The sequence below is a fragment of the Knoellia locipacati genome (genome assembly GCF_007992835.1).
GTDB lineage: Bacteria > Actinomycetota > Actinomycetes > Actinomycetales > Dermatophilaceae > Knoellia > Knoellia locipacati.
Genome location: NZ_BKBA01000006.1, coordinates 80799 through 104663 on the forward strand (window position 1 = coordinate 80799; position 23865 = coordinate 104663).

At 71.1% G+C, this 23865-nt stretch carries 21 protein-coding genes; 10 read left to right on the forward strand and 11 right to left on the reverse strand.

The features are described from left to right. Positions 1 to 14 precede the first annotated feature (14 nt). Positions 15 to 1046 carry a helix-turn-helix transcriptional regulator gene (locus KLO01_RS07970; RefSeq protein ID WP_147063933.1) on the reverse strand — a complete coding sequence of 344 codons (1032 nt, stop codon included), beginning with the start codon at positions 1044 to 1046 and terminating at the stop codon, positions 15 to 17. A gap of 62 nt (positions 1047 to 1108) precedes the next feature. On the opposite strand from KLO01_RS07970, the gene KLO01_RS07975 reads away from it, so the two are divergent. Genes KLO01_RS07975 through KLO01_RS07990 form a run of 4 tightly spaced genes read left to right on the forward strand, consistent with a single transcriptional unit; the run spans position 1109 to position 4134 of the window. Further along, the gene (locus tag KLO01_RS07975; protein ID WP_246136113.1) at positions 1109 to 2575 is read left to right on the forward strand and encodes an MFS transporter; all 1467 of its coding nucleotides are present in this window, start codon (positions 1109 to 1111) and stop codon (positions 2573 to 2575) included. Between the two features lie 9 nt (positions 2576 to 2584). Beyond that, positions 2585 to 3160 (forward strand): dCTP deaminase, encoded by a 576-nt coding sequence (gene dcd, locus KLO01_RS07980; protein WP_147063935.1) that lies wholly within the window; start codon positions 2585 to 2587, stop codon positions 3158 to 3160. 3 nt (positions 3161 to 3163) lie between these two features. Beyond that, positions 3164 to 3502, forward strand: a complete 339-nt coding sequence (cutA, locus tag KLO01_RS07985) for a divalent-cation tolerance protein CutA (RefSeq protein ID WP_147063937.1) — start codon at positions 3164 to 3166, stop codon at positions 3500 to 3502. Further along, positions 3499 to 4134 carry an alpha/beta hydrolase gene (locus KLO01_RS07990; protein ID WP_222611955.1) on the forward strand — a complete coding sequence of 212 codons (636 nt, stop codon included), beginning with the start codon at positions 3499 to 3501 and terminating at the stop codon, positions 4132 to 4134. The genes cutA and KLO01_RS07990 overlap by 4 nt, the downstream gene beginning before the upstream one ends. Here the strand turns inward: KLO01_RS07990 and KLO01_RS07995 are convergent. The 7 genes from KLO01_RS07995 to KLO01_RS08025 all read right to left on the reverse strand — a co-directional run bounded on the left by KLO01_RS07995 (position 4131) and on the right by KLO01_RS08025 (position 13541). Beyond that, positions 4131 to 5759: an ABC transporter ATP-binding protein gene (locus KLO01_RS07995; RefSeq protein ID WP_147063939.1), complete on the reverse strand. Its 1629-nt coding sequence runs from the start codon at positions 5757 to 5759 to the stop codon at positions 4131 to 4133. The two genes, KLO01_RS07990 and KLO01_RS07995, sit on opposite strands and share 4 nt — an antisense overlap. Next, complete coding sequence (locus KLO01_RS08000; protein WP_147063941.1) at positions 5756 to 7399, reverse strand: GNAT family N-acetyltransferase; 1644 nt, start codon at positions 7397 to 7399, stop codon at positions 5756 to 5758. The genes KLO01_RS07995 and KLO01_RS08000 overlap by 4 nt, the downstream gene beginning before the upstream one ends. After that, positions 7396 to 8577: an anhydro-N-acetylmuramic acid kinase gene (locus KLO01_RS08005; RefSeq protein WP_147063943.1), complete on the reverse strand. Its 1182-nt coding sequence runs from the start codon at positions 8575 to 8577 to the stop codon at positions 7396 to 7398. Before KLO01_RS08005 ends, KLO01_RS08000 begins: the two co-directional genes overlap by 4 nt. Positions 8578 to 8579: 2 nt before the next feature. After that, a complete protein-coding gene (locus tag KLO01_RS08010) occupies positions 8580 to 9461 on the reverse strand; it encodes an ABC transporter permease (protein WP_147063945.1) in 882 nt (293 codons plus the stop codon). Next, a complete protein-coding gene (locus KLO01_RS08015) occupies positions 9458 to 10435 on the reverse strand; it encodes an ABC transporter permease (protein WP_147063947.1) in 978 nt (325 codons plus the stop codon). The genes KLO01_RS08010 and KLO01_RS08015 overlap by 4 nt, the downstream gene beginning before the upstream one ends. Further along, positions 10432 to 12021 carry an ABC transporter substrate-binding protein gene (locus KLO01_RS08020; RefSeq protein WP_186827964.1) on the reverse strand — a complete coding sequence of 530 codons (1590 nt, stop codon included), beginning with the start codon at positions 12019 to 12021 and terminating at the stop codon, positions 10432 to 10434. The genes KLO01_RS08015 and KLO01_RS08020 overlap by 4 nt, the downstream gene beginning before the upstream one ends. An 89-nt stretch (positions 12022 to 12110) precedes the next feature. After that, positions 12111 to 13541, reverse strand: coding sequence for an MFS transporter (locus tag KLO01_RS08025; RefSeq protein WP_147063949.1), 1431 nt, complete (start codon positions 13539 to 13541; stop codon positions 12111 to 12113). 32 nt (positions 13542 to 13573) lie between these two features. Here KLO01_RS08025 and KLO01_RS08030 point away from each other — a divergent pair, with 32 nt between their 5' ends. Then, complete coding sequence (locus tag KLO01_RS08030; RefSeq protein ID WP_147063951.1) at positions 13574 to 14989, forward strand: amidase; 1416 nt, start codon at positions 13574 to 13576, stop codon at positions 14987 to 14989. A gap of 86 nt (positions 14990 to 15075) precedes the next feature. Here the strand turns inward: KLO01_RS08030 and KLO01_RS08035 are convergent, their stop codons facing one another. Genes KLO01_RS08035 through KLO01_RS08045 form a run of 3 tightly spaced genes read right to left on the reverse strand, consistent with a single transcriptional unit; the run spans position 15076 to position 18380 of the window. After that, positions 15076 to 16509 (reverse strand): ABC transporter substrate-binding protein, encoded by a 1434-nt coding sequence (locus KLO01_RS08035; protein ID WP_147063953.1) that lies wholly within the window; start codon positions 16507 to 16509, stop codon positions 15076 to 15078. A gap of 21 nt (positions 16510 to 16530) precedes the next feature. Further along, a complete protein-coding gene (locus tag KLO01_RS08040; RefSeq protein ID WP_246136114.1) occupies positions 16531 to 17418 on the reverse strand; it encodes a carbohydrate ABC transporter permease in 888 nt (295 codons plus the stop codon). Then, positions 17415 to 18380, reverse strand: a complete 966-nt coding sequence (locus KLO01_RS08045) for a carbohydrate ABC transporter permease (protein WP_246136115.1) — start codon at positions 18378 to 18380, stop codon at positions 17415 to 17417. Before KLO01_RS08045 ends, KLO01_RS08040 begins: the two co-directional genes overlap by 4 nt. Positions 18381 to 18563: 183 nt before the next feature. On the opposite strand from KLO01_RS08045, the gene KLO01_RS08050 reads away from it, so the two are divergent. From KLO01_RS08050 to KLO01_RS08070, 5 genes are all read left to right on the forward strand, one after another. After that, entirely contained in the window at positions 18564 to 19682 is a 1119-nt protein-coding gene (locus tag KLO01_RS08050) for an ABC transporter ATP-binding protein (protein ID WP_147063955.1), read from the forward strand. A 1-nt stretch (position 19683) separates the two neighbouring features. Continuing rightward, a complete protein-coding gene (locus KLO01_RS08055) occupies positions 19684 to 20331 on the forward strand; it encodes an ABC transporter permease (RefSeq protein ID WP_147063956.1) in 648 nt (215 codons plus the stop codon). Next, positions 20328 to 21110 (forward strand): ABC transporter permease, encoded by a 783-nt coding sequence (locus tag KLO01_RS08060; protein WP_147063958.1) that lies wholly within the window; start codon positions 20328 to 20330, stop codon positions 21108 to 21110. The genes KLO01_RS08055 and KLO01_RS08060 overlap by 4 nt, the downstream gene beginning before the upstream one ends. Positions 21111 to 21203: 93 nt before the next feature. After that, on the forward strand, positions 21204 to 22121 hold the full coding sequence (locus KLO01_RS08065; protein ID WP_147063960.1) for an ABC transporter substrate-binding protein: 918 nt from the start codon (positions 21204 to 21206) through the stop codon (positions 22119 to 22121). A 138-nt stretch (positions 22122 to 22259) separates the two neighbouring features. Next, on the forward strand, positions 22260 to 23777 hold the full coding sequence (locus tag KLO01_RS08070; RefSeq protein WP_147063962.1) for an LLM class flavin-dependent oxidoreductase: 1518 nt from the start codon (positions 22260 to 22262) through the stop codon (positions 23775 to 23777). Positions 23778 to 23865 lie beyond the last annotated feature (88 nt).

Below are 23865 nucleotides of genomic sequence, written 5' to 3' on the forward strand. Positions count from 1 at the left end.
ACCCACCGGCGTCGTCACCTCGCGGACGCCTTGGCGGACGCCGCAACCTCGCCCGCCGACGCCGACGCCGCCGATGACGACGCCGACGCTGCCGCGAACCGTGTCGACCACGACGCGAGAGCCGCCCGGACCTCGTCGCTCGCCTCCTCGACCGTGAACGGTGCCTCGACCAGTCCCATGCCGAGCAGCAGGAACCCCACGTCCCGCGCCTCGCCCGTGACACGACACCGCCCGTCATCGAGCGACTCGACCGTCGTCCAGCGGCCGATCCGCTTCTCGACCTCCGCCGCAGGAGCCGCAACCACGGTCACGAGCCGGTGCCCCTCGGTGCGACCCGACAGTCCCGCCCGCACGTAGGCCGCCGCATCGCCGCCCGGGATCGCCCGCCGGCGGAACAGCGACTTGGTCCCCTGCGGGTCGCCCAGCCGGTCGAGCCGGAACGAGCGCCAGTCGGCCCGCTCCAGGTCGAACGCGAGCAGGTACCACCGCCGCCCCACCGTCACGAGCTGGTGCGGCTCGACGTGCCGAAGGGCCTGCTCGCCGGCACGGGCACCACCACGGGCGGTGTAGGAGAACCGAACCCGCTCGGCATCCCGGATCGCCTGCGCCAGCGCCCCGAGCACCCCCGCCGAGACCTCGGGCGCCTCCGCGAACGGCGAGTCCACCGTCACCGCACGCAACGACTCGGCCCTACGCCGCAGCCGCGCGGGCAGGACCTGCACGACCTTCGACAGCGCGGACAGCGTCGAGTCGGCCAGGGCTCCCGACTGGGCCGACGCCGTCTGCCCCAGGGCGACGACCATGGCGATCGCCTCGTTCTCGTCGACGACGAGCGGCGGCATCGACCCGCCGGACCCGAGCTGGTAGCCGCCCTCCAGCCCGCGCGACGACGACACCGGATAGCCCAGCTCGCGCAGCCGGTCGATGTCGCGGCGCAGCGTCCGCTCCGACACCTCGAGCCGGGAGGCCAGCTCGACACCGGGCCAGAACCGGTGGGTCTGGAGGAGCGACAGCAGCCGCAGGGTGCGTGAGCTCGTGTTCGCCATGGATCCAGAGTTGCAGACATAGCGGACAGAAACTGACCGGAAGCACTTCTAGCGTCGGTTCCATGACCACGACAACAGCCCCCGCAGCGATCACGTCCCCGGCGATCTCGGGCCGCACCCGCACTCTCGCCCTCGTGAGCCTCCTCCTCGCCTCGATGATGGAGCTCATCGACGTGACCATCGTCAACGTCGCGCTCCCGACCATCGAGCGCGCGCTCGGGGCCAGCGCCTCGATGCTCCAGTGGGTCGTCGCGGCCTACCCCCTGACCTTCGGCATCGCCCTCATCGCCGGTGCCCGGCTCGGCGACCGCTTCGGCCGCAAGCGACTGTTCCTCCTCGGCCTCGTCGGCTTCACCATCGCCTCGGCCGCCTGCGGCTGGTCGCCCAACATCGAGCTGCTCGTCGCCTTCCGCGCCCTGCAGGGAGTCGCGGCCGCCGCGATGGTGCCGCAGGTCCTCACGAGCATCCAGGTGATGTACGCGCCCCACGAGCGCGGCACCGCGATGGGCATCTTCTCCGGCCTCGCAGGTCTCGCGAGCGTCGCCGGGCCGATCCTCGGCGCCGTCCTCACCGACCTCAGCGGCTGGCGTGCGGTCTTCCTCGTCAACATCCCGGTCGGCGTCGTCGCCCTCGTCGCGGCCCTGCGGTTCATCCCGGAGTCCCGCTCCGAGCACCCCACCTCGATCAGCTCGCGCTCGGTCCTCGTCCTCGCGGTCGGCCTCCTCGCCGTCCTCTACCCCCTCACCATGGGTCACGAGCTCGGGTGGCCCCTCTGGTCGTATGCCGTGATGGCCGGCGGTCTCGTCGTGCTCGCCGCCTTCCTTGCCTCCCAGCGCCGCGCCGAGCGGGACGGTGGCGACCCGCTGGTCACCACCTCGCTGTACTCCCGCAGCGTCGGTCGCGGCTTCCGCGGCGCCACCATCGTCGGCTCGCTGCTCTTCGTCGTCTGCGCCGGCTACTTCCTCTCGACGACCCTCTACCTCCAGGCCGGGCTCGGCTGGTCGGTGCTCAAGGCGGGCTTGGTCAACATCCCGTTCGCCATCGCCGCGACCATCGGCGCCGGCTCCGGGGCAGCGGTCCTCATGCCGCGCATCGGGCGGCAGGTCCTCCTCATGGGCGCCGTCATCATGGCTGCCGGGCTCGGCATCCTCGCCCTCGTCGTCGACGACGCGACGACCACGACGAGCCACTGGGCCTTCGTGCCCGCGTTCGCCGTCGTCGGACTCGGCTTCGGCTTCATGGTGTCGTCGATCGCGCCGCTCGGCCTCGGCAAGGTCGAGGGCCGTCACGCCGGCTCCGCGTCGGGCCTGTTCAACACGACGACCCAGCTCGCCAACGCCGTCGGAGCAGCCACGCTCGGCACGCTCTTCTTCGAGGTGGCGGGCGCGCAGGAGGCGCGGCTGCCCCTGGAACTGTTCCGGCCGGCATACCTCGTCGTCCTCGTCGTGGCCGTCGCGCTCCTCGGGCTCGTGGCCCTCGCGACCCGGCTCATCCCCGCCGACGCACACGAGTTCGCCCAGCACGGTTAGATTTGGCGGGTGCTGCTCAGCGACCGTGACATCAAGACCGAGATCGACAACGGACGCGTGGTCCTGGACCCGTGGGATCCGGAGATGATCCAACCGAGCAGCGTCGACGTGCGCCTCGACCGGTACTTCCGGTTGTTCGACAACCACAAGTACCCCTACATCGACCCGGCCGAGGACCAGCCCGACCTCACCCGGCTGGTCGAGGTCGAGCCGGACGAGCCGTTCGTGCTGCACCCCGGTGAGTTCGTCCTCGGCTCGATCTACGAGACGGTCACCCTGCCCGACGACGTCGCCGCGCGCGTGGAGGGCAAGTCGAGCCTGGGCCGGCTCGGCCTGCTCACCCACGCGACGGCGGGGTTCGTCGACCCGGGCTTCAGCGGCCACGTCACGCTCGAGCTGAGCAACGTCGCGACCCTCCCGATCAAGCTGTGGCCGGGGATGAAGGTCGGACAGCTCTGCTTCTTCCGGGTGTCCAGCCCCGTCGAGAACCCCTACGGCTCCTCGAAGTACGGCTCTCACTACCAGGGGCAGCGCGGCCCGACCGCCAGCCGCTCGTTCAAGAACTTCCACCGCACGCAGGTCTGACGCATGTCCGGTGGCAACGGTTTGCTCGAGGTCCGCATCGCGGCCCCGGCCGCCGACGCCCAGCGGCTCGCGCGGCTGCTCGTCGACGAACGGCTCGCCGCCTGCGTCCAGGTCGTGCCCGGCGTCGTGTCCACGTTCCGGTGGGACGGGGCGGTGACGACCGCCGAGGAGCAGCTCGTCGTCGCCAAGACGCACCGGTCGCGCTTCGAGGAGATCCTCGACCGCGTCGGCGAGGAGCACCCCTACGAGACTCCCGAGATCATCGCCGTCCCGATCGTCGAGGCCAGTGCCGCGTATGCCGCGTGGCTGGTCGACGAGGTCGCCGCCGGCGAGCGCTCGTGAAGGCTCCTCTGGGTCGGCTCGTCGCCCACGACCTGCGCGGCACCATGCCGGACTCGCCGCAGGGCGTCGTCCTCGTCCTCCACGGCGGTGGCGAGAAGGGCTTCGGCCCGATGCCGTGGTGGGAGGGCCCGGTCCTGCGGATGTGGCCGTTCGCCAAGGCGATCGAGAAGAGGGCCGGCGACCGGCTCGCGGTCGTGCGCCTCAAGAACCGCTACTTCGGCTGGAACGGCCCGGAGCAGACGCCGCTCACCGACGCCCGCTGGGCGCTCGGCCGCGTCCGCGAGAGGTATGCCGGCCTGCCCGTCGCGCTGGTCGGTCACTCCATGGGTGGCCGGGTCGTCACCCACCTCGCCGGTGAGCCCGACGTCACGACCGTCGTCGCACTCGCACCCTGGGTCGAGGAGGGCGACCCGCGACCGGGACGCCCTGGCCTGCGGGTGCTGCTCATGCACGGCGTCGACGACACGACGACCGACCCTCGTCGCACCGAGCGACTCGGCGAGCAGCTGAGTGCCGAGGGCGCCGACGTCACGTGGCGGCCGGTCGAGGACGAGGGGCACGCGATGCTCCGGCACGCGCCGACGTGGCACCGCGAGGTCGCCGAGTTTGTGACCTCGTCGCTCCTGCGCTAGGCGCCCCTGGGGATCGCGGACAGCAGCTCCTGCGTGTAGTCCTCCTGCGGCGAGCTGAACAGCGCCTCGGGAGAACCCGACTCGACGATCCGCCCCTGCTGCATGACGTGGACCTCGTCCGAGATCATCCTCACGACGGCGAGGTCGTGGCTGATGAAGAGGTAGGCCAGGCCGAGCTCGGACTGCAGCCGGGCCAACAGCTCGAGGATCTGCTGCTGGACGAGCACGTCCAGGGCCGACACCGCCTCGTCGAGGACGACGAGGTCAGGCTCGAGCGACAGGGCGCGGGCGATGGCGACGCGTTGCCGCTGGCCGCCGGAGAGCTGGTGGGGGTGGCGGTCGGCGACGTCGGCCGGCAGTGCGACCTGCTCGAGGAGCTCGGCGACCCGGGCCCGACGCGACGCCTTGTCGCCGATCCCGTGCACACCCATGGGCTCGGCCACGCTGCGCCCGACGGTGAACCTCGGGTCGAGCGAGGCGTACGGGTTCTGGAACACCGGCTGGATTCGGCGCCGCACCGCCTTGAGCGCCCTGCGCCCGCCGGCGACGGGCTGCCCGTCGACGAGGACCGTGCCCGAGGTCGGCTCGACGAGGCCGAGAAGCATGTTGGCCACGGTGGACTTGCCCGACCCGGACTCGCCGACGACCGAGACGGTCCTCCCGGCCGGGATGGTGAGGCTCACCCCGTCGACGGCCGCGTATGCCTTCGTTCCACCTCCGTAGACCTTGACGAGGTCGCGGACCTCGACGAGCGGCGTGGCAGCGGCGCCGCTGGACCCGGTGCCGCTCGACTCGGTGCCGCTGGAGGCAGGTTGATCGCGCGGGGTCGCCGTGGTGCCGGGGATGGCGGCGAGCAGGCGTCGGGTGTAGTCGTGCTGCGGCGCGTGCATGACGTCGTGAGCGGTGCCGATCTCGACGATCTCGCCGGCCTGCATGACCGCGACCCGGTCGGCGCGCTCGGCAGCGAGCGTGAGGTCGTGCGTGATGAGCAGGACCGCGGTCCCCATCTCGTCGGTGAGGTCGGCGAGGAGGTCGAGCACGCGCCGCTGGACGGTGACGTCGAGGGCGGACGTCGGCTCGTCGGCGATGAGCAGCGCCGGCTTGCACGCCAGCCCCATCGCGATGAGGACGCGCTGGCGCATGCCACCGGAGAACTCGTGGGGGTACTGCCGGGCGCGGGTTGCGGCGTCCGGGATGCCGACGGCCTCGAGCAGCTGCACGGCCCGGTCGTGGGCCTGCGAACCCGTGGCCACGTCGTGGACCTCGAAGGCCTCGGCGATCTGGTCCCCGATCCGCATCACCGGGTTGAGGTTGGTCATCGGGTCCTGCGGGACGAGCCCGATCCCCGCGCCGCGCAGCGCCTGCAGCTCGCGCGGCGCGAGCGCGGCGACGTCACGACCGGCGACGACGATGGAGCCCTCGCTGATCTCGGCGGTGTCGGGGAGCAGCCGGTTCACGGCCGCAGCGGTCGTCGACTTGCCCGAGCCGGACTCGCCGACGAGGGCAAGGGTCTCGCCCCGGGCGATGTCGAACGACACCCCCCGCACGGCCGTGGACAGCCCGCGGCGGGAGCGGAAGCCGATGTGCAGGTCGGTGATGCTCAGCGCAGGAGCGTCGTGGGTCATCGGTGCGCCTCCTCGGCGAGCAGCTCGGCCTGGAGCACGCGCTCCCACAGCCGGTCGGTGGGCACGGGTGCGCCGTCGTGCAGGTGCCGGTTGGTCGCCATCGCGACGGCGGCGGGTTCGGCGCCGATCCGGACCCCGAGGGCGATGCCAGTGAAGCCCGGGTGCCACGCGATCCTCGGTCCCCCGGCGCGTTCCTCACCCAACGGTCGCAGGCGGAAGCCCAGACCCTGCAACGGGTCGGGGCCGGCGGTGGTGAACTCGGCGACGACGGCCTCGCTCCACAGGCCGTGGCGCGTGTCGAGCAGGGCCCGACCCAGCTGGAGCAGGTCGGGGACCGATCCGAACAGGCCGGCGTGCCCCGACACCCCACCCATGGCGTGGAAGGCGTTGGCGTCGTGGACGGTGCCGCGGACCGGACCCGGGCGCCGTGGCACCGGCGGGAGGTCGGTGGCGGGGGTGAGGTGGACGGGATACGGCTCGCCGGTGGCGATCATCCGCTCCTCCCAGCCCTCGTCGAGCGCGGACTCGGCGACGTCGTCGTCATCGGTGTCGGTCGGGCTCGCGTCGTGGCCCGCATCGGCCGGGCCCGCGTCGTCGCCCGCGTCGACGGCCCCGGGACCCGGGCGGAAGTGCAGCCCGATGCCCAGCGGCTCGGTGACCATCGACCGGATCGCCGCGTCGAGCCCCAGCCCGGTGACGGCCTCGACGACGGCGCCGAGCGTGATGAACGACAGGTCCGAGTAGGCGAACGCCTCCCCGGTCCCGCCGCCGCGGGGGAGCCCAGGCACAAGGGACAGCACGTCCTCGCGACGTCGGGCCACGTGGTGCAGCGGCTGCCAGGGCAGGAGGCCGGCACGGTGCTGCAGCAGCTCGCGGACCGTCGGGTCGGGCCCCGACCACGCGAGGTGTCGCGACACGGGGGAGTCGAGGTCGAGCCGGCCCGCCGAGACGAGCGACATCACGGCGCAGGTCGTGACGAGCTTGGTCACCGATGCGAGGTCGTGGACCGTGTCGCCGGTCATGGGCGCGCCGGCCGTGTCGCGCACCCCGGCTGCCCGCACCTCCTCGCGGCCCGGCGTCCACACGCCCACGACGGCCCCGGCAGGCGGGTTCTCGCTCTCGCAGACGCAGACGCCGCGCCCCACGAGGACGCGCGCCGCGTGACCGGGAGCGGTCCGGGTGAGGTGGGTCTCCGGCATACCGAAGCGGTCGTCGACGCGAGTGCCGCCGTCGGGTCGCCAGCCGCGCGCCTCGTAGAAGGCCCGCGCCGAGGCGTTGTGGGTGAACACCCACAGGTCTGACCCGGAGACCTCGCCGGCGGCCGCGTCGGCGGCGTCGAGGAGCAGCCCGCCGATTCCGCGTCCCTGGGCCGCAGGTGCGACGTAGAGCGAGTGGACCGCGAGCCGGTCGTCCTCGGCGGTGAAGCGCACGACCCCCAGCACCTCGTCCGAGCCGCCGACGGCCACGAGGGTCTCGCCCTGCCCGAGCGCGTCGGACCAGAGCGCGTCGGCGTCCTCGCGTGGGAGCCGGGCGAGGGCCTCGGCGGGCGCGAAGACGGCATACGAGGTCGTCCAGCACTCCCAGAAGAGGTCCTGGACCGCCGCGAGGTCGTCTCGCGTGGCGACGCGCAGCCGGGTCACCGCACGACCACCAAGGCACGTGGCAGCGCGGGCAGCGGCTCGGGCAGGCGCAACGGGCCGGCTCCGGGGGTGATCGAGCCGAGGATGCGCGGGCCGGACGCCCCGGTCGCGGCGGGGACGTTGCCCGGCAGCCCGTGCCACGTCGCCCACCCCATGAGCGCGAAGGCGAACGCCTCCTTGAGGTCGGTCGGGATCCCGAGGTCCTCGGTGGTGTCGATCCGGACGCCGGGCGCCGCGTCGGCGATCGCCCGCATGAGGACGGAATTGTCGCAACCGCCGCCGGACGCGAGGACGCGAGCGACCCTGGTGCGCAACAGCTCTCGCCCGACGACCTCGCCGGTGAGGCGCGTCAGGGTCGCGACGAGGTCGGCGTCGTCCATCGCGCGGCCGCCGAGCGCGGCGAGGACGTGGCCGAGGTGGAAGTACTCCTTGCCGGTCGACTTCGGCGCCGGCAGGTCGTAGTAGGGGTCGGCCAGGAGCGTCGCGAGCAGCGCGTCGTCGACCGTGCCGGCCGCGGCGATCTCGCCACCCGCGTCGTAGCCCACCGGCGTGAGCCCGCGGCCGGTCACGACCGCGTCGACGAGCCCGTTGGCCGGACCGATGTCGTATGCCGTGATGCTCGGTTCTCCGCCCGCTGCCGGTTCGACACGGGTCATGTTCGAGATGCCACCGAGGTTGAGCGCCGCGACGACGTCGTCGGTGGCCCCTGCGCCGGCGAGCGCGAGGACGTCGAGCAGCGGGACGAGGGGTGCGCCGTGGCCGTGTGCCGCAACGTCCCTCGCGCGCAGGTCGCTCACCACCGGGACGCCGAGACGCTCGGCGATCCACGCCGGCTGGCCGATCTGCATCGTCCCGAGGGCGTGGCCGCCCTCGACCCAGTGGTAGGTCGTCTGGCCGTGGCTCGACACCGCGTCGACGCCACCGGCCTCCTCGGCGACCGAGGCCGCCACGGACGCGAAGTGCTGGCCGACGAGGGTGTCGAGCTGGGTGAGCTCGTGCGCGGTGCAGGGCCCCGGGGGGAGCGCGGCGATGAGCCGCGAGCGCAGCTCGGGTGGGTAGGGCGTCGACCGGCCACCGACGACTCGTGCCTCGAGGGTCTCGCCCTCGATCGTGAGGTCGACGACGACGGCGTCGACGGCGTCCAGGGAGGTGCCGGAGATGAGTCCGAGCCAGCGCATGGTCAGTCACGTCCCTTGACGTCGAAGGCGTCGCGGAGTCCGTGGCCGAGGAGGTTGAGGCCGGCCACGAGGAGCACGACGATGATGCCGGGGGCGATCATCGTCCAGTTCGCGATCGACACGATGTTGCGGGACTCGAAGATCATCGAGCCCAGCGACGGTGCGGGTGGTGGGGCGCCGAGGCCGAGGAACGACAGCGACGCCTCGGTGAGCACGGCCCACGACAGCGAGAGCGCGGTCTGCACGATGACGAGCCCGCTGATGTTGGGCAGGACGTGCAGCGCCATCGTCGCCCACGGGTTCTGGCCCGTGCTCACGGCCGCCCGGACGAAGTCCTGCTCGCGCAGCGACAGCACCGGTCCGCGTGCCACCCGGAAGAAGATCGGCACGTAGACGACGGCGATCGCGAGCGCGACGGTGAACCACGTGCGGTCGAGCACCGACACGAGCGTCAGCGCGAGCAGCAGCGGCGGGAACGCGAAGAACACGTTGGCCACCCCGCCGAAGACGGCGTCGACCGCCCCGCGCAGGTAGCCCGCGACGACACCGGCCAGCGTCCCGACGGCTGCCGACAGTGCCACCGCCACGCCGGCGATGAGCACCGAGTTGGCCAGACCCGCGGCCACCCGCGAGAACACGTCGCGGCCGAACTGGTCGGTGCCGAACCAGTGGGCGCCCGAGGGTCGCTGGAGCCGGTTGGGCGCATCCTGCGCGATCGGGTCGTAGGGCAGGGCGCCGAGCCAGGCGAGGACCGCGACGACGAGGAGGACCGCCATGATGACGAGCCCCAAGACGCCGGGGACCGAGCGGCGCAGCCGGTGCCACGGCCGGGTCGGCGCCGACGTGACGTCGACGGTGAGGTCGCCGGTGGCCTCGCCACTCATGACGCACGCACCCGGGGGTCGACGACGCGGTAGGCGAGGTCGGTGACGATGTTGACGAGGACGAACGCGAGGGCGATGACGAGGACGGTGCTCTGCACGACGGCGTAGTCCTTCTGCTGGATGCCGAGCAGGACCTGTCGCCCGATGCCGGGCAGCGAGAAGATCTGCTCGACGACGACGGCGCCACCGAGGAGGTAGCCGAGCTGGAGGCCGGTCATCGTCGTCACGGGCAGCAGGGCGTTGCGCAGCACGTGACGACGGCGCAGCCGTCGCTCGCCGACGCCCTTGGCGCGGGCCGTGCGGACGAAGTCCTCGTCGCGCACCGACAGCACCGCGGTCCGGGTCGTGCGTGCGATCGGGGCCGCGATCCCGAAGCCGAGGGTGAGCGCCGGCAGCAGCATCTGCTGCAGGTTGAGACCCAGCGCGGAGACGGAGTCCCAGGGGACGGCATACGGCTGTCCGTTCGGGTTGAACCCGACTCCCGACGCGGCATAGGTGAGCAGGAAGCTCGCGAGGAGGAACGCCGGGACCGACAGGCCGAGCAGGGCGACGAGCTGGCCGAGGCCGTCGCGCCACGTGTTGGGGGCCGCGGCGGCGAGCATGCCGACCGGGATGCCGATGGCGAGCGCGACGAGGATCGAGAGCAGGGCCAGCTCGAGGGTCACCGGGAGGGCGGACATCGTCAGCGAGGCCACGCTCGTGCGCGACCGGACCGACCAGCCGAGGTTGCCCTGGACGAGCTCGCCGAGCCACGAGAAGAACTGCGCGACGAGCGGCTGGTCGATGCCGTAGTACTCGCGCAGCGCCGCCTGCTGGCCCGGGGTGAGCGCCGCCGCCTCCGTGCCGAGCGAGGCGGTGATCTGGTCACCGGGGATCGCGCGGAGCATGACGAAGACGAGCAGTGCCACCCCGAACAGCGTCGCCGCGACCGCGACGAGGCGCCAGGTGAGCCGCCTCAGTGCCTGCGAGGTCACTGGATGGTCGTCGTGCGCAGCGACTGCAGGCTGCCGTTGCTCATCGGGACGAAGCCGGCGACCTTGGACGACGCGACCGTGTACGAGTTGCCGGTGAACAGCCACACCCAGGCCGCGTCGTCCTCGAGCTCCCGGGAGACCTTGGCGTAGATCTCCTTGCGCTTGCCCTCGTCGGACGTCGCCTTCCCCTCGGCGAACAGCGCGTCGAGCTCGGGCGAGGAGTAGCCGGCGACCTTCTGGAGGTTGCCCTTGCTCGTGAAGTAGCGGCCGTACATCGTGTCGGGGTCCGGGCGTCCACCGTTGAGCGCGACGGCGGCCTCGAAGTCACCGGCCACCCAGCGCTTGACGAACGCGGCGATGTCGAGCACCTCGAGGTCGAGGGTGATCCCGGCCTCGGCGAGCTGGCTCTTGAGGTTCTGCGCCTCGTTGACCGAGGTGGCGTACTCACCCTGGCTGACGATCGTCTTGAGGACGAGGGCACCGCCGCCCGCCTTGGCGAGGTACTCCTTGGCCTTGGCGACGTCGCGCTTGGGGCAGGGACGGGCGTCGGGGTCGGACTTGTAGGCCGGCGCCGTGATCGGACCGGTCACCTCGCCCTCTCCGTATGCCGCGGTGTCGAGGACCTGCTGGCGGTCGACGGCGCACGCGATGGCGAGACGGACGTTGAGGTCGGCCAGGGCGGGCTGCGTCGTGCTCGAGGCCTTGAGCTGGAGCGTGTGGTAGCTCAGCTGCGGCGTCTTGGTGGTGGTGAGGTCGCCGCCCTCGGCGGTGCGGGCGACGAGCGGGTCGTTGATCGTGGCGAGCTGGACGTTGCCGGACTTGAGCGCGGTGACGATGGCGTTCTCGTCGGGCATGACCCGGAACTCGAGGGCGTCGAGCAGCGCCTTGTCGCCCCAGTAGGCGTCGTTGCGCTTGAGCTTGACCGACTGCGACGGGGTGCGGCTGTCGAAGGTGAACGGGCCGGTGCCGTTGGGCGTGGACTCGAGTGCGCTCATCACGGCGGCGTCCGAGGCCTCGGAGGGGAGCATGGCGAGGTTGACGCTCGCGAGACCGGACGGGAGGGCCGCGTCGGGTGCGGAGAGGGTCAGCGTGACGGTGGACGGGTCGGTCGCCGTGACCTCGGTGACGTTCGTGAGGGCGCTGCGGGCGACGGCGGCGGTCTTCTCGTCACGGATCGCGTCGAGGGAGAACTTCACGTCGGCCGAGTCGAAGTCGCTGCCGTCGGTGAACTTCACGCCCTTGCGCAGGGTGAGGGTGAGGGTCTTGCCGTCGGCCGAAGGCTCCCACTTCTCGGCGAGCCCGGGGACGGTCTTGAGGTCCTTGTCGTACTCGGTGAGCGTGCCGTAGACGTTGCCGAGGACGTTGACCGCCTGGAACTGCGTGGCCTTCCACGGCATGAGGGTGTCCGGGTCGCTCGTCATGGCGAAGACGGCCGTGCCACCGGGCTTGCCGGGCTCGGTCCTGGCCTCGGCGCCGGTCCCGGTGCCGTTGCCAGCACCGCTCGAGCACGCCGTCACGAGGACGAGGGAGGCGGCTGCGGTGGCGGCCAGGCTCAGCGGTGCAAACGGGCGGGCGGTGCGGATCATCGGAGATCTCCTCGTGCCTTCGGGTGCTGTCGCCGGGGCGAAGCCATTCGGAGAAACCCTACAGTCGAGAAGACTTTGGCGGAAGATTCCTACGCGACCGTCTCGCTCGTCTCGCTCGGTCGAGGGTGGGAGCGTCCGGCGAGGCCGAACCAGCTCACGACGCCACCGATGGTGAGGAGCGCGGCGCAGATGACCATCGCCGAGCGGAACCCGGACGTCATCGCCGTCGGGTCGCGGTAGTCGTCGCCGGTGAGCCCCACGAGCGCCGGCAGCGCCGCCACGGCGAGGAGCGAGCCGGCCCGGGCGACGGCGTTGTTCACGCCGCTGGCGACACCGGCATACCGGTCGGGAGCGGCCGCGAGGACCGTCGAGGTGAGCGGGGAGACGAGGAGGGCGAGACCCAGCGCGAAGACGACGAGGCCCGGGAGCACGGTCCACCACGTCGCGCCGCGGCCGGCAGACAGCAGGAGCAGGGCCCCGAGGGCGCAGACGACCGGACCCACCGACATGGGGATCCGCGGACCGATCCGCTCGGAGAGCTGGGAGGCGCGCGACGACAGGAACATCAGCGCGATCGTCACGGGCAGGCCGGTGAGCCCGGCGGACAGCGCCGACCAGCCGGCCGACACCTGGAGCTGGAGCACGAGGATGAAGAAGACGACGCCGAGCGCGCCGTAGACGACGAACGTCATCGCGTTGGCCGCCGAGAACACGCGGTCGCCGAACAGCGAGAGGTGGACCAGGGGTGTGCGGGCCCGCGACTCGACGACGACGAACCCGAACGCTGCTGCCACCGCGACGACCAGGACCGCCACGAGCAGCGGCCGACTCATCGAGGCCGACGCGGTGAGCGCATAGGTCAGGCCACCGAGGGCCAGCACGGTGAGCCCGGCACCGAGGACGTCGAAGCCGCGCCCCGTGGCCTCGGTGTCACGCGACTCCGGCGTCGCCCACAGGGTGAGGGCGATGACGACGAGGCACAGCGGCACGTTGATCCCGAAGATCCAGCGCCACCCGCCGTTGTCGACGAGCCAGCCACCGACGAACGGCCCGATGGCCGCCGCGATCCCGCTCAGGCCGGCCCAGGTCCCGATCGCCGCCGCCCGGTCCTCGCGCCGGAAGGCCGACTGGATGATGGCGAGCCCGCCGGGGGTGAGCAGCGCGGCGCCGACGCCCTGGAGCACGCGCATCGCGATGAGCTGCCCCGGCGTCTGCGCGATGGCGCACAGGGCGCTCGCGACGAGGAACCACCCCATGCCGAAGAGGTAGACGCGGCGTCGACCCAGCCGGTCACCGAGGGCGCCGCCGACGAGGACGAGCGAGGCGAGGGCGAGCATGTAGCCGTTGATGACCCACTGCAGCTGCTCGAGCGAGGCGTCCAGCTCCGTGCCGATGGTGCGCAGGGCGACGTTGACGACCGAGCCGTCGAGGATCGCGATGCCCGATCCGAGGGTCACGGCGGTGAGGGTGACGCGCCCGCGCGTCGTGTCCCTGGTGAGGAGTTCGGTCACACCGCCCATTGTCACTGGCTACCGTCCGGTAGGACTGGGGCATGACCTCTGCAACGACGCGGATCAGCGCCTTCACCGACGACGCCCTCGGCACCGACGACGCGACCGGCGTCGCCGAACGCATCGCCCGCGGCGAGATCTCGGCGCAGGAGGCGGTCGACGCCGCCATCGCCCGGATCGAGTCGGTCAACGACGACCTCAACGCCGTCGCGGCCTGGGACCGTGACCGCGCCCGCCGCCGGGCCGCGGCGCGCGTCCGTGGGGCCTTCGCGGGCGTCCCGAGTGCGACGAAGGACAACATCCACGTGGCCGGTATGCCGGCCACGATGGGCTCGCGGGCCGTCCCGTCCCAGCCCGGCCAGGTCGACGGCGCGTTCACCCGCCAGTTCCTCGACACCGGTGTCATCCCCGTGTGCTCGACGACGATGCCCGAGTTCGGGTGGACCGCGACGACCGAGCGCGTGGGAGGTGACGTGACCCGCAACCCGTGGGACACGGCATACAGCAGCGGTGGCTCCTCCGGCGGCTCGGCCGCCCTCGTCGCCTCGGGTGCGCTCCCGATCGCCCACGGCAACGACGGCGGCGGGTCGATCCGCATCCCGGCGGCCGCCTGCGGGCTCGTCGGCCTCAAGCCCTCGCGCGGGCGGCTCCGCCTCGACGAGGGCAACGCCACGATGCCGGTCAAGGTCGTCGTCGACGGCGTGCTCACGCGGAGCGTGCGCGACACCGCCCGGTTCTTCGAGGCGGCGGAGCGCAGCTACCGCAACCCGCGGCTGCAACCGATCGGGCGGGTCGACGACGGTCCGGCGAGGCCGCTGCGGATCGGCTGCATGGTGGACTCGCCGTTCGCGCCACCCTCCGACGCCGACACGCGCGCCGCCGTCGAGCGGACCCGCGACCTGCTGGAGTCGTTGGGGCACACCGTCGTCGACTACTCGCCGCCGATCCCCGCGTTCTTCAAGACCGACTTCGAGGACTACTGGTCGCTGCTCGCGTGGGCCGTCGCGAAGAACCGCGGTGGCATGTTCGGGCCCGACTTCGACACGACGGCGCTCGACCCGCTCACCCTCGGGCTCGCTCGCCGCTTCCGCAGGCGAGCGCACCGTGCACCCCTCTTCGTCGCGCGGCTCGCGGCGTCGGGCCGGTTCCAGGAGCGGACCTTCGGCGACGTCGACCTCGTCCTCACGCCCGTGCTCGCGACCACGGCGCCGCGGATCGGTCACCTCGGCGCTGACCAGCCGTGGCAGGACCACTTCTCGCGGCTCGTCGAGTACGCCGCCTTCACCCCGCTCGCCAACGCCACGGGTGCGCCCGCAATCTCGCTGCCGTTGGGGCGCACCGACGACGGCCGCCCGGTGGGCGTCATGTTCTCCGGCCGTCTCGGGGACGAGCGACGCCTCCTCGAGATCGCCGTGGATCTCGAGGAGGCGTCACCGTTCGCCTCGCTGGCGGACTGACTGTCCGACCGTGCTGAGGCCTGCGACTTCTTGCCCGTCCGGGACAGCCTCGCTGGCGCTCGGTGTCCCGGACGGGCAAGAAGTCGCTACTTCACCGAGCTGTTGTACTGGCTGATCTGGGCCTTGAGCGAGTCGGCCGCCTTGGTCATGGCCTGCTGGGCGTCGGTGCCGTTGAGTGCGGCCTCGAGGCCGTCCTCGGAGGCCTTGCGGGCCTGCGGCATGACACCGAGGAGGCAGCCCTGGGTGGCCTTGCTCAGCTTGGTGCCCTCGAGCTGCTTGACGGCGACGTCGAACAGCGGGTTGGCCTTGCGGTAGTCGACGTCGACCGGCTCGTCGAGCGCGCCCTTGCTGATCGGGAAGTAGCCCGTGCCCGTGTGCCACTGGGCCTGGCTCTTCTTGTCGGCGAGGAACTTCACGAAGCGCCACGCGGCTTCCTTGTTGGCGTCCTCGTGGTTCTCGCCGTTGATCCACAGCGACGCGCCACCGATGATCGGGCCACCCTCGGTGCCGGCCTTGATGTGCGGGTAGTTGGCGGCGCCGAGCTCCCAGCCGCCCTCCTTGGCCGCCTTGCTGTAGCCGCCGAGCTGGCCGGTCGACTCGAGCGTGATGGCGAGCTGGCCGGACTTGAAGGCCGCCTGCGCCGCCTTGGTGTCACGACCGGTGTTGGCGGCGAGGCCGTCCTTGACCATCGTCTGCCACCACTTGACGACCTCGACCGCCTCGGGCGAGTCGAACTGGACCTTGGTCGCCTTGCCGTCGCGGCCGTTGCCCTGGTCGCAGTACTCCTTGCCGTCGGTGGCGATGAACTGCTCGAGCAGCCAGCCGTAGATCGCGGCTCCGAAGCCGTAGTCGGCGGGGCCGCCGGCCTTCTTGGAGAGCTTCTCGGCAGCCGTGCGGATGGCGGCGAGGTCCTGCGGCGGGGCCTCGGGGTCGAGCCCGGCCTTCTTGAAGAGCGTCTTGTTGTAGTAGAGCACCGGCATCGAGGTGTTGAACGGCATCGAGTTCAGCTTGTCGTCGATGCTGTAGTAGCCGGTGATGTTGGGCTGCAGGTCGCCGACGTCGAGCTTGTCGCGGTCGATGAACGACTGCATCGGGATGGTCTGCTTCGCGTCGATCATGAAGCGGGTGCCGATGTCGTAGATCTGGATGACGTCGGGCGTGGACTTGCTCTGGATCGCCGCCTTGTACTTGGTGATCGCGTCGTCGTACTTGCCCGCGTAGGTCGCCTTGACCTCGATCTTGCCGGTGTTCTGCGAGTTGAAGTCGGCGACGAGCTTGGTGAGCGCCTCGGCGTTGGTGCCGTCCATGGCGTGCCAGAACGCGACCGTCGTCACCCCGCTGGCCTTGTCGAGGACGTCGGCTGCGGGAGCCCCTCCGTTGCCCCCGTTGCCCCCGTCCCCACCGTCGTCCGAGCTCGAGCCGCCGCCGCAGGCGGCGAGGAACAGTGACGCGGACGCCACGACTGCTGGGACGGCATACCGAAGCCTGTGCGACTTCGTGGCGCCTGGTCTCGTCTTCACGTGGAACTCCTTTGTTCTCAACTACTTGACGGCGCCCGTGGTGAGGCCTCGGACGATGAAGCGCTGCCCGAAGATCACGAGCAGGAGGGTGGGGAAGAGCGCGAGCATGACACCGGCCAGCACCATGCCGGGGGAGTCGGAGTCCGAGCTCTGGAGCTGGCTGATGCCGATCTGGATCGTCTGGTGCTTGGGGTCCTCGGTGGCGAGCAGCGGCCAGAAGTACATGTTCCAGGCGGACAGGGCCGACCAGATCCCGAGCGCCGCGAGGCTGGGACGGCTGAGCGGCAGCAGGATCGAGAAGAGGAACCGGAAGTGCCCGGCGCCGTCCACCCGCGCCGCGTCGCGCAGCTCCATCGGGAACGACAGGAAGGACTGGCGGAGCAGGAACGTCCCGAAGCCCGTCGCGAGGAACGGGAGGGTGAGCCCGGCGATCGTGTCCTTGAGCCCCCACTGCGAGATGAGCAGGTAGTTCGGGATGATGATCGACTCGAACGGGATCATCATCGTCGAGAGGAAGACGCCGAACCAGAACGCGCGCCAGCGCAGGTTGAGGAAGACGAAGGCGTATGCCGCGAGCGCGCTCGTGACCATCTGGCCGAGCGTGATCCCGATCGTCTGCAGGACGCTGGTGAGGTACTGGTTGCCCAGCGGGATGATGTCGAGGGCCTTGGAGTAGTTGTCCGGGTGCACGCCGTTCTTGGGCCAGAGCGCCGGCGGGAAGCTGTTGGTGTCGCGCTCGCCCATGAAGGAGCCGACGAGCCCGTAGTAGACCGGGAACAGCACGATGAGGAAGAGCACCCCGAGGATGAGGTAGCTGCCGATGTGGGACGGCTTGGAGCTCGACCGCCTCGACGTCTTCGGCGCAGTGGCCTTCGGCGGGGTGGCGGCCTTGGGTGAGGTGGTGGTCACCGGTAGAACACCTTCCTCTCGAGGACGCCGAACTGCAGCGCGGTGATGACGAGGACGATGATGAGCAGCACCATCGCCTGCGCCGACGCGTAGCCGTAGTTGCTGTTGTTGTTGGCGAACGCCTGCTCGTAGATCGAGTACACGAGCGTCGTCGTGCGGTCCTCGGGACCACCGACGGTGAGGATCTTGATCTGCCCGAAGCTCTGCAGCGAGTGGATCGTCCCGACGACGACGAGGAAGAACAGCTGCGGCGTGAGCAGCGGCATGACGATGCTGCGCTGGAGGCGGAAGCCCGACGCCCCGTCGAGCCGCGCGGCCTCGAGGACGTCCTCGGGGAGGGCGCCGAGCCCGGCAGAGAGGACGAGCAGGTTGTAGCCGATCTGCATCCACACCGTCGCACCGGAGACCGACCACAGGGCGAGGTCGGGGTTGGTGAGCCACTGCACCTTGTCGATGCCGAAGGTGTTGAGGATGCCGTTGAGGACACCGCTGGCCGGGTTGAACAGCACGCCGAAGATCACCGACGCCGTCGCCACCGAGAACGCGAACGGGAGCGCGAAGGCGGTGCGGAAGAACCGGACTCCCCTGATCCGCGACTGGAGCAGCAGGGCGATGAGGAGCGCAATGGCGATGCTCGGGATCACCGTGAGGATCGTGAACGCGAACGTCACCCAGAGCACCTGGAGGAAGTCGGGGTCGCTGAACAGCCGCGTGTAGTTGACGAACCCGACGAACCCGCTCGGGTTGCCGAGGATGTCGGTGCCCTGCACGGACAGCAGGATCGACTTCACGAGCGGCCAGAAGATGAAGAGGCCGAAGATCGCGAGCGCCGGGAGGAGGTAGCCGATGGCGATCCACCGCTCGCGCTTGGCCTCGCCCCCTGCGGGGCTGCCCGACTGCGGTTGGGGTGGCTCCTCGGGGTCGTGCTCGGCGCGCACCGGGTCACCGGTCGTCGTCGTCACGTCACACCTCGTCCCTCGTCGTTGTGGGTGGTCGGCGTCATGCTAGGCGGGATTGCTGCGTTTCTGCCGCTCCGGGCCTGCGGTGGGGGAGTTTTCTCCCGCGGGATTCCTGCCCCCTGAACTGCGTGTATGCCGTTCGGCCCGGTTAGTTTGGAGGTTCCAACCGCGCGGCGAGGGGCACAGATGATCCGGTTCGAGGGCGTGACCAAGCAGTACCCCGACGGGACGGTCGCCGTCGACGACCTCAGCCTCACGGCTCCCACGGGCAAGATCACCGTGCTCGTGGGTCCCTCCGGCTGTGGCAAGACGACGTCGCTGCGGATGATCAACCGGATGATCGAGCCGACGAGCGGGTTGATCTCGCTCGACGGCCAGAACACCGGCCGGATGAACGAGGCGCAGCTGCGGCGGGGCATCGGCTACGTCATCCAGCACGCCGGCCTCTTCCCGCACCGCACCGTCCTCGACAACGTCGGCACCGTGCCGCGCCTCCTCGGCTGGGACAAGAAGGAGACGCTCGAGCGCTCTCGGGAGCTGCTGTCGCGGGTGGGCCTCGCGCCCGAGCTGGCCGACCGCTACCCGTCGCAGCTGTCGGGTGGGCAGCAGCAGCGCGTGGGTGTGGCCCGTGCGCTCGCGGCGGACCCGCCGGTCATGCTCATGGACGAGCCGTTCAGCGCGGTCGACCCGGTGGTGCGCGACCAGCTCCAGGACATCTTCCTCGACCTGCAGTCCGAGCTCGGCAAGACGATCGTCTTCGTCACCCACGACATCGACGAGGCGATCAAGCTCGGCGACCAGGTGGCGGTGCTCCGGGTCGGAGGCAAGCTCGCGCAGATCTCGGACCCGGCATACCTGCTCGCCCACCCGGTCGACGACTTCGTCGCGGACTTCGTGGGACGGGACCGGGGCTACCGATCGCTCCAGTTCCAGCCGGCCCCGCGGCTGCCGCTGGCCTCCGAGCGCACGGTGCTTCTCGGGGAGCCGACGACCGGCGTCAGCGGAGACTGGGTGCTCGTCGTCGACGACTCGCAGCGGCCGCTCGGGTGGGTCGAGCCGTCACGGGTGTCGGGTGCGGTGACCACGGACCACCTGCACCGCGGTGGCACGGTGGCGCGGGCGTCGGGGTCGTTGCGCGGTGCGCTGGACGCGGCGCTCTCGTCGCCGTCCCGGCGAGGCGTCGTCGTCGACGACGACGGTGAGCTCGTCGGGACCGTGCGGGCCCACGAGGTGCTCTCCCTCATCGAGGCGGCCGACCGTCCCGACGAGGACAAGGCCGACGCCTTCGCGGAGGAGGGCGCCTGAGATGGAGTGGGTCAACGACCACTGGGGCGACATCTTCGCCCTCGCCCGCAGCCACGTCTGGCTCGCCGGTCTGCCTCTGCTGCTCGGGCTGCTCATCGCGCTGCCGCTGGGGTGGGCGGCGCGGCGGTGGTCCCGGGTCTATCCAGTGCTCATCTCGGCGTCGGGGCTGCTCTACACGATCCCGAGCCTCGCGCTCTTCGTCCTCATGCCGCTCATCCTCGGCACGCGGGTGCTCGACCGCGTCAACGTCGTCGTCGCGATGACCGTCTACACGGTGGCGCTGCTCGTCCGGACGGTCGCCGACGGCTTGGGCTCGGTGCCCGACCACGTGCTGCAGGCGGCGCGGGCCATGGGCTACCGCGGGTTCCGCCGGTTCTTCGGCGTCGAGCTGCCGCTGGCCGTACCCGTCATCGCCGCGGGTCTGCGGGTGGCGGCGGTGTCGAACGTCAGCATCGTCTCGGTGGCCTCCCTCATCGGCGTCTCGCAGCTCGGCAACCTCCTCACCGACGGCTACGACCGCTTCATCACGGCCGAGATCGTCGCCGGCATCGTGGCCTGTGTCGTCCTGGCGCTCCTCTTCGACGGGGTCATCCTGCTGGTCCAGCGGCTGCTCACGCCGTGGGTCCGGGCGCAGGGAGGCCGCGCATGATCGCCAACATCGTCGAGTGGCTCACCTCGTCGGCGACGTGGTCGGGTGACACCGGCCTCTGGGCGCGGATCGTCGAGCACCTCTGGTACTCCCTGCTCGCCGTCGCCATCGCCGCCGTCATCGCGATCCCGTTGGGGCTGTGGGTCGGTCACACCGGTCGCGCGAAGTGGCTCGTGTCGCTGGCGAACTCCCTGAGGGCCGTGCCGACCCTCGGTCTGCTCTTCGCCGTGGCGCTGTGGCTGGGCCCGAAGATCTCGGGTGACCTCGCGTTCCTCATCCCGAGCGTCGTCGTCCTCGTCATCCTCGTGATCCCCCCGATCCTCTCCGGCGTGTATGCCGGCGTCGAGGCCGTCGATCCCGCCACCCGTGACGCTGCGCGCGGCATGGGCATGCGTGGGATGGAGGTCGTCCGGCAGGTCGAGATCCCGAACGCGATGCCCCTCATCCTGTCCGGCCTGCGCTCGGCCTTCCTCCAGGTCATCGCGACGGCGACGGTCGCGGCATACATCGGTCTCGGCGGCCTGGGCCGCTACCTCGTCGACGGGATCAAGACCGGTGACTACGTCTCCACCGCGGGCGGTGCCCTCGTCGTGTCGCTGCTCGCGCTGCTCGTCGACGGGATCCTCGCCCTCGTGCAGCGGCTCGTCGTGTCGCCGGGACTCACCGGCGGTCGCTCCGGCCGATCGCGGCGTGGCCGGCGCAACGCCGAGGTCGCGAACTCGTCCGCCCCAGCCGGAATGTCGGCGGACGGTGGTGGAGTTGTCTCCGATGCGACGTGAACGCCTCGGGCGATGTCGCGCGCTCGACCACGCGGGCCCTCGGCCTCGCACCCCGAACAGACGCCAGATCGTCCGCAACGAAAAGGGTTCCTCATGAAGCGCATGACCGCTGTTCTCGCTCTCACCACCACCGCGATCCTCGGTCTGTCGGCCTGCGGCGGTGGCGGCGACCCGCTCTCGTCCGAGTCGCCGTCCGGCTCGTCCACCGCGGCGAGCGGTGGCGACGTCGTCATCGGCTCGGCCGACTTCCCCGAGTCCGAGCTGCTCGCTGAGATCTACGCCGGCGCGCTCAAGGCCAAGGGCGTCAACGCGACGACCAAGCCGCGCATCGGCTCTCGCGAGATCTACCTCAAGGCGCTCGAGGACGGCTCGATCCAGGCCATCCCCGAGTACACCGGAGCCCTCGGGTTCTTCTACGACAAGAACTTCAAGGAGACCGACCCGGAGAAGGTCTACACGACCGTCGAGGGACTCCTGCCCGCGAAGTTCGCGATGCTCGAGAAGTCCGCCGCCGAGGACAACGACTCGATCGTCGTCACCAAGGAGACGGCCGACTCCAAGAGCCTCAAGACGATCGGCGACCTCAAGGCGACGGCCGGTCAGATGTCGCTCGGTGCACCGCCGGAGTTCCAGAAGCGCCCGCAGGGCATCCCGGGCCTCACCGCGACCTATGGCGTGACCTTCAAGTCGTTCCGCCCGCTCACCGGTCAGGGTCTCGTCCAGGCGCTCAAGAACGGCCAGGTCGACGCGGCCAACATCTTCACGACCGACCCGTCGATCGCCGAGAACGGCTTCGTGTCGCTCGAGGACACCGACAAGCTGTTCGGCTCGCAGAATATCGTCCCGCTCGTCGCCAAGGACAAGGCGGAGCAGCTCGCCCCGGCCCTCAACGCGGTGTCGAAGGCGCTCACCACCGAGGTCATCTCCGGCCTGCTCAAGCAGACGGTCACCGACAAGAAGGACGCCAAGGACGTGGCGGCCCAGTTCCTCAAGGACAACAACCTGGGCTGAGCCGCTCGCTCCAGCTGCGGTCCTCGTTGAAGGGGTGCCAACCGCGTCAGATCTGACGCGGTTGGCACCCCTTCGCCGTGTCCGGGGTCGTCCCTCGGTCTGCGGTGAGCGGACCCTGCCTGGTGCCACACTGCGAGGATGCAGATCCCCGACCCTGCGCTGGTCGTCCTGGTCGGCGCGGCCGGGTCCGGGAAGTCGACCTGGGCCGCGGCGAACTACCGCCCCACCGAGGTCGTCTCGTCCGACGCCCTGCGTGCGGTGGTCGGGAGCGGAAGCGCCGACCTCGACGCGTCGAACGATGCCTTCGAGGTCCTCGACCTCCTGGTGACCGGACGAACCCGGCGGGGTCTCACCGTCGTCGTCGACACCCTGGGTCTGGACGCCGAACGGCGGGCGGGCTGGGCGGCGCTGGCCCGCAAGGCTGGGCTGCCGCTCGTGGCGGTCGTCGTCGACACCCCCGCGGCCACCTGCCGGGCCCGTAACGCCGGTCGCGACCGTCCGGTGCCTGCGTCCGTCCTCGGCGCGCAGTTGCAGCGGATGCGCGACATCCGCCGGGAGCTCGAGACCGAGGGGTGGGAGGTGCACGTCGTGAGCGGCGAGGCGTCGGCAGCGGCGTCGGCGCCGACGTCATCTCCGGGGTCGTCGACGGTCTCACGGACCGACCCGTCGTCGTCGACGGATCCGGCGAGGGCGGTGAGGCGTGACTCGGCCGGCGTGGCTGCGAGGTCCGACGGGCCACGGGTGATGCTCCAGGTCTCACGCTTCCCGTGGGGCGAGGACCCGCTCGACTGGCTGCGTGGCATCGCGCTTGCGGCGGACGAGGCCGGGTTCGCGGGGCTCGCCCTCATGGACCACCTCATCCAGATCCCGCAGGTCGGACGGGCTTGGGACCCGATCCCGGAGCCGTGGGTGACGCTGGGTGCGCTCGCCGCCCTCCCCACCGATCTCATGCTCGGCACGCTGTGCACTCCGGCCACGTACCGACCAGCAGGAGTCATCGCGAAGGCAGCGGCCACGCTCGACGTCCTCAGCGGAGGCCGGGCCTTCTGCGGGCTCGGAGCCGGGTGGTGGGAGCGCGAACACGCGGCGTTCGGCGTGGACTTCCCTGCCACGGCCGGTCGGCTCGACGGGCTCGAGGTGGCCGCAGAGACCGTGCGTGCACTGTGGGCGCCCGGCACCAAGGCGTACCACGGCGAGCGGGTGTCGCTGCCCGAGACCACGTGCTATCCGCGGCCGGTGGGTCGGCTGCCGCTCGTCATCGGCGGTGGCGGTGAACGGCGGACGCTGCGCATCGCGGCCCGGTGGGGCGACGCCTGCAACGTGCAGGGGGACCTCGAGACCGTCACCCACAAGACCCAGGTCCTGAGGCGCCACTGCGACGAGGTGGGTCGTCCGCACGAGGAGGTCGTGGTCACGGTGCTCGATGTGGCCGTCGTCGGCTCCGACCGGGACGACACGTGGACGCGGGTCGAGCGACTGCGCGGACGGACCAAGGCAGCGTCGTATGCCGCCAGGCACCACGCCGCCGAGGTCGCGGCCCATCGTGAGCGGCACGACAGGCTCTTCGAAGCAGGCGTCGGAACGGTCTTCCTAGCCCTGCCGGATCTCACGGGAGCGGACGACATCGAGAGGATCGCGGCGCTTGCTCGCCGCTGACTCCACACCAGGAGCCCGGGACACGTGGCTGTGGCCCCGTCGCCTGTGTGGCGTCGGGGTGTGGTGCAGGGTCATGGTCGGTGCCAAG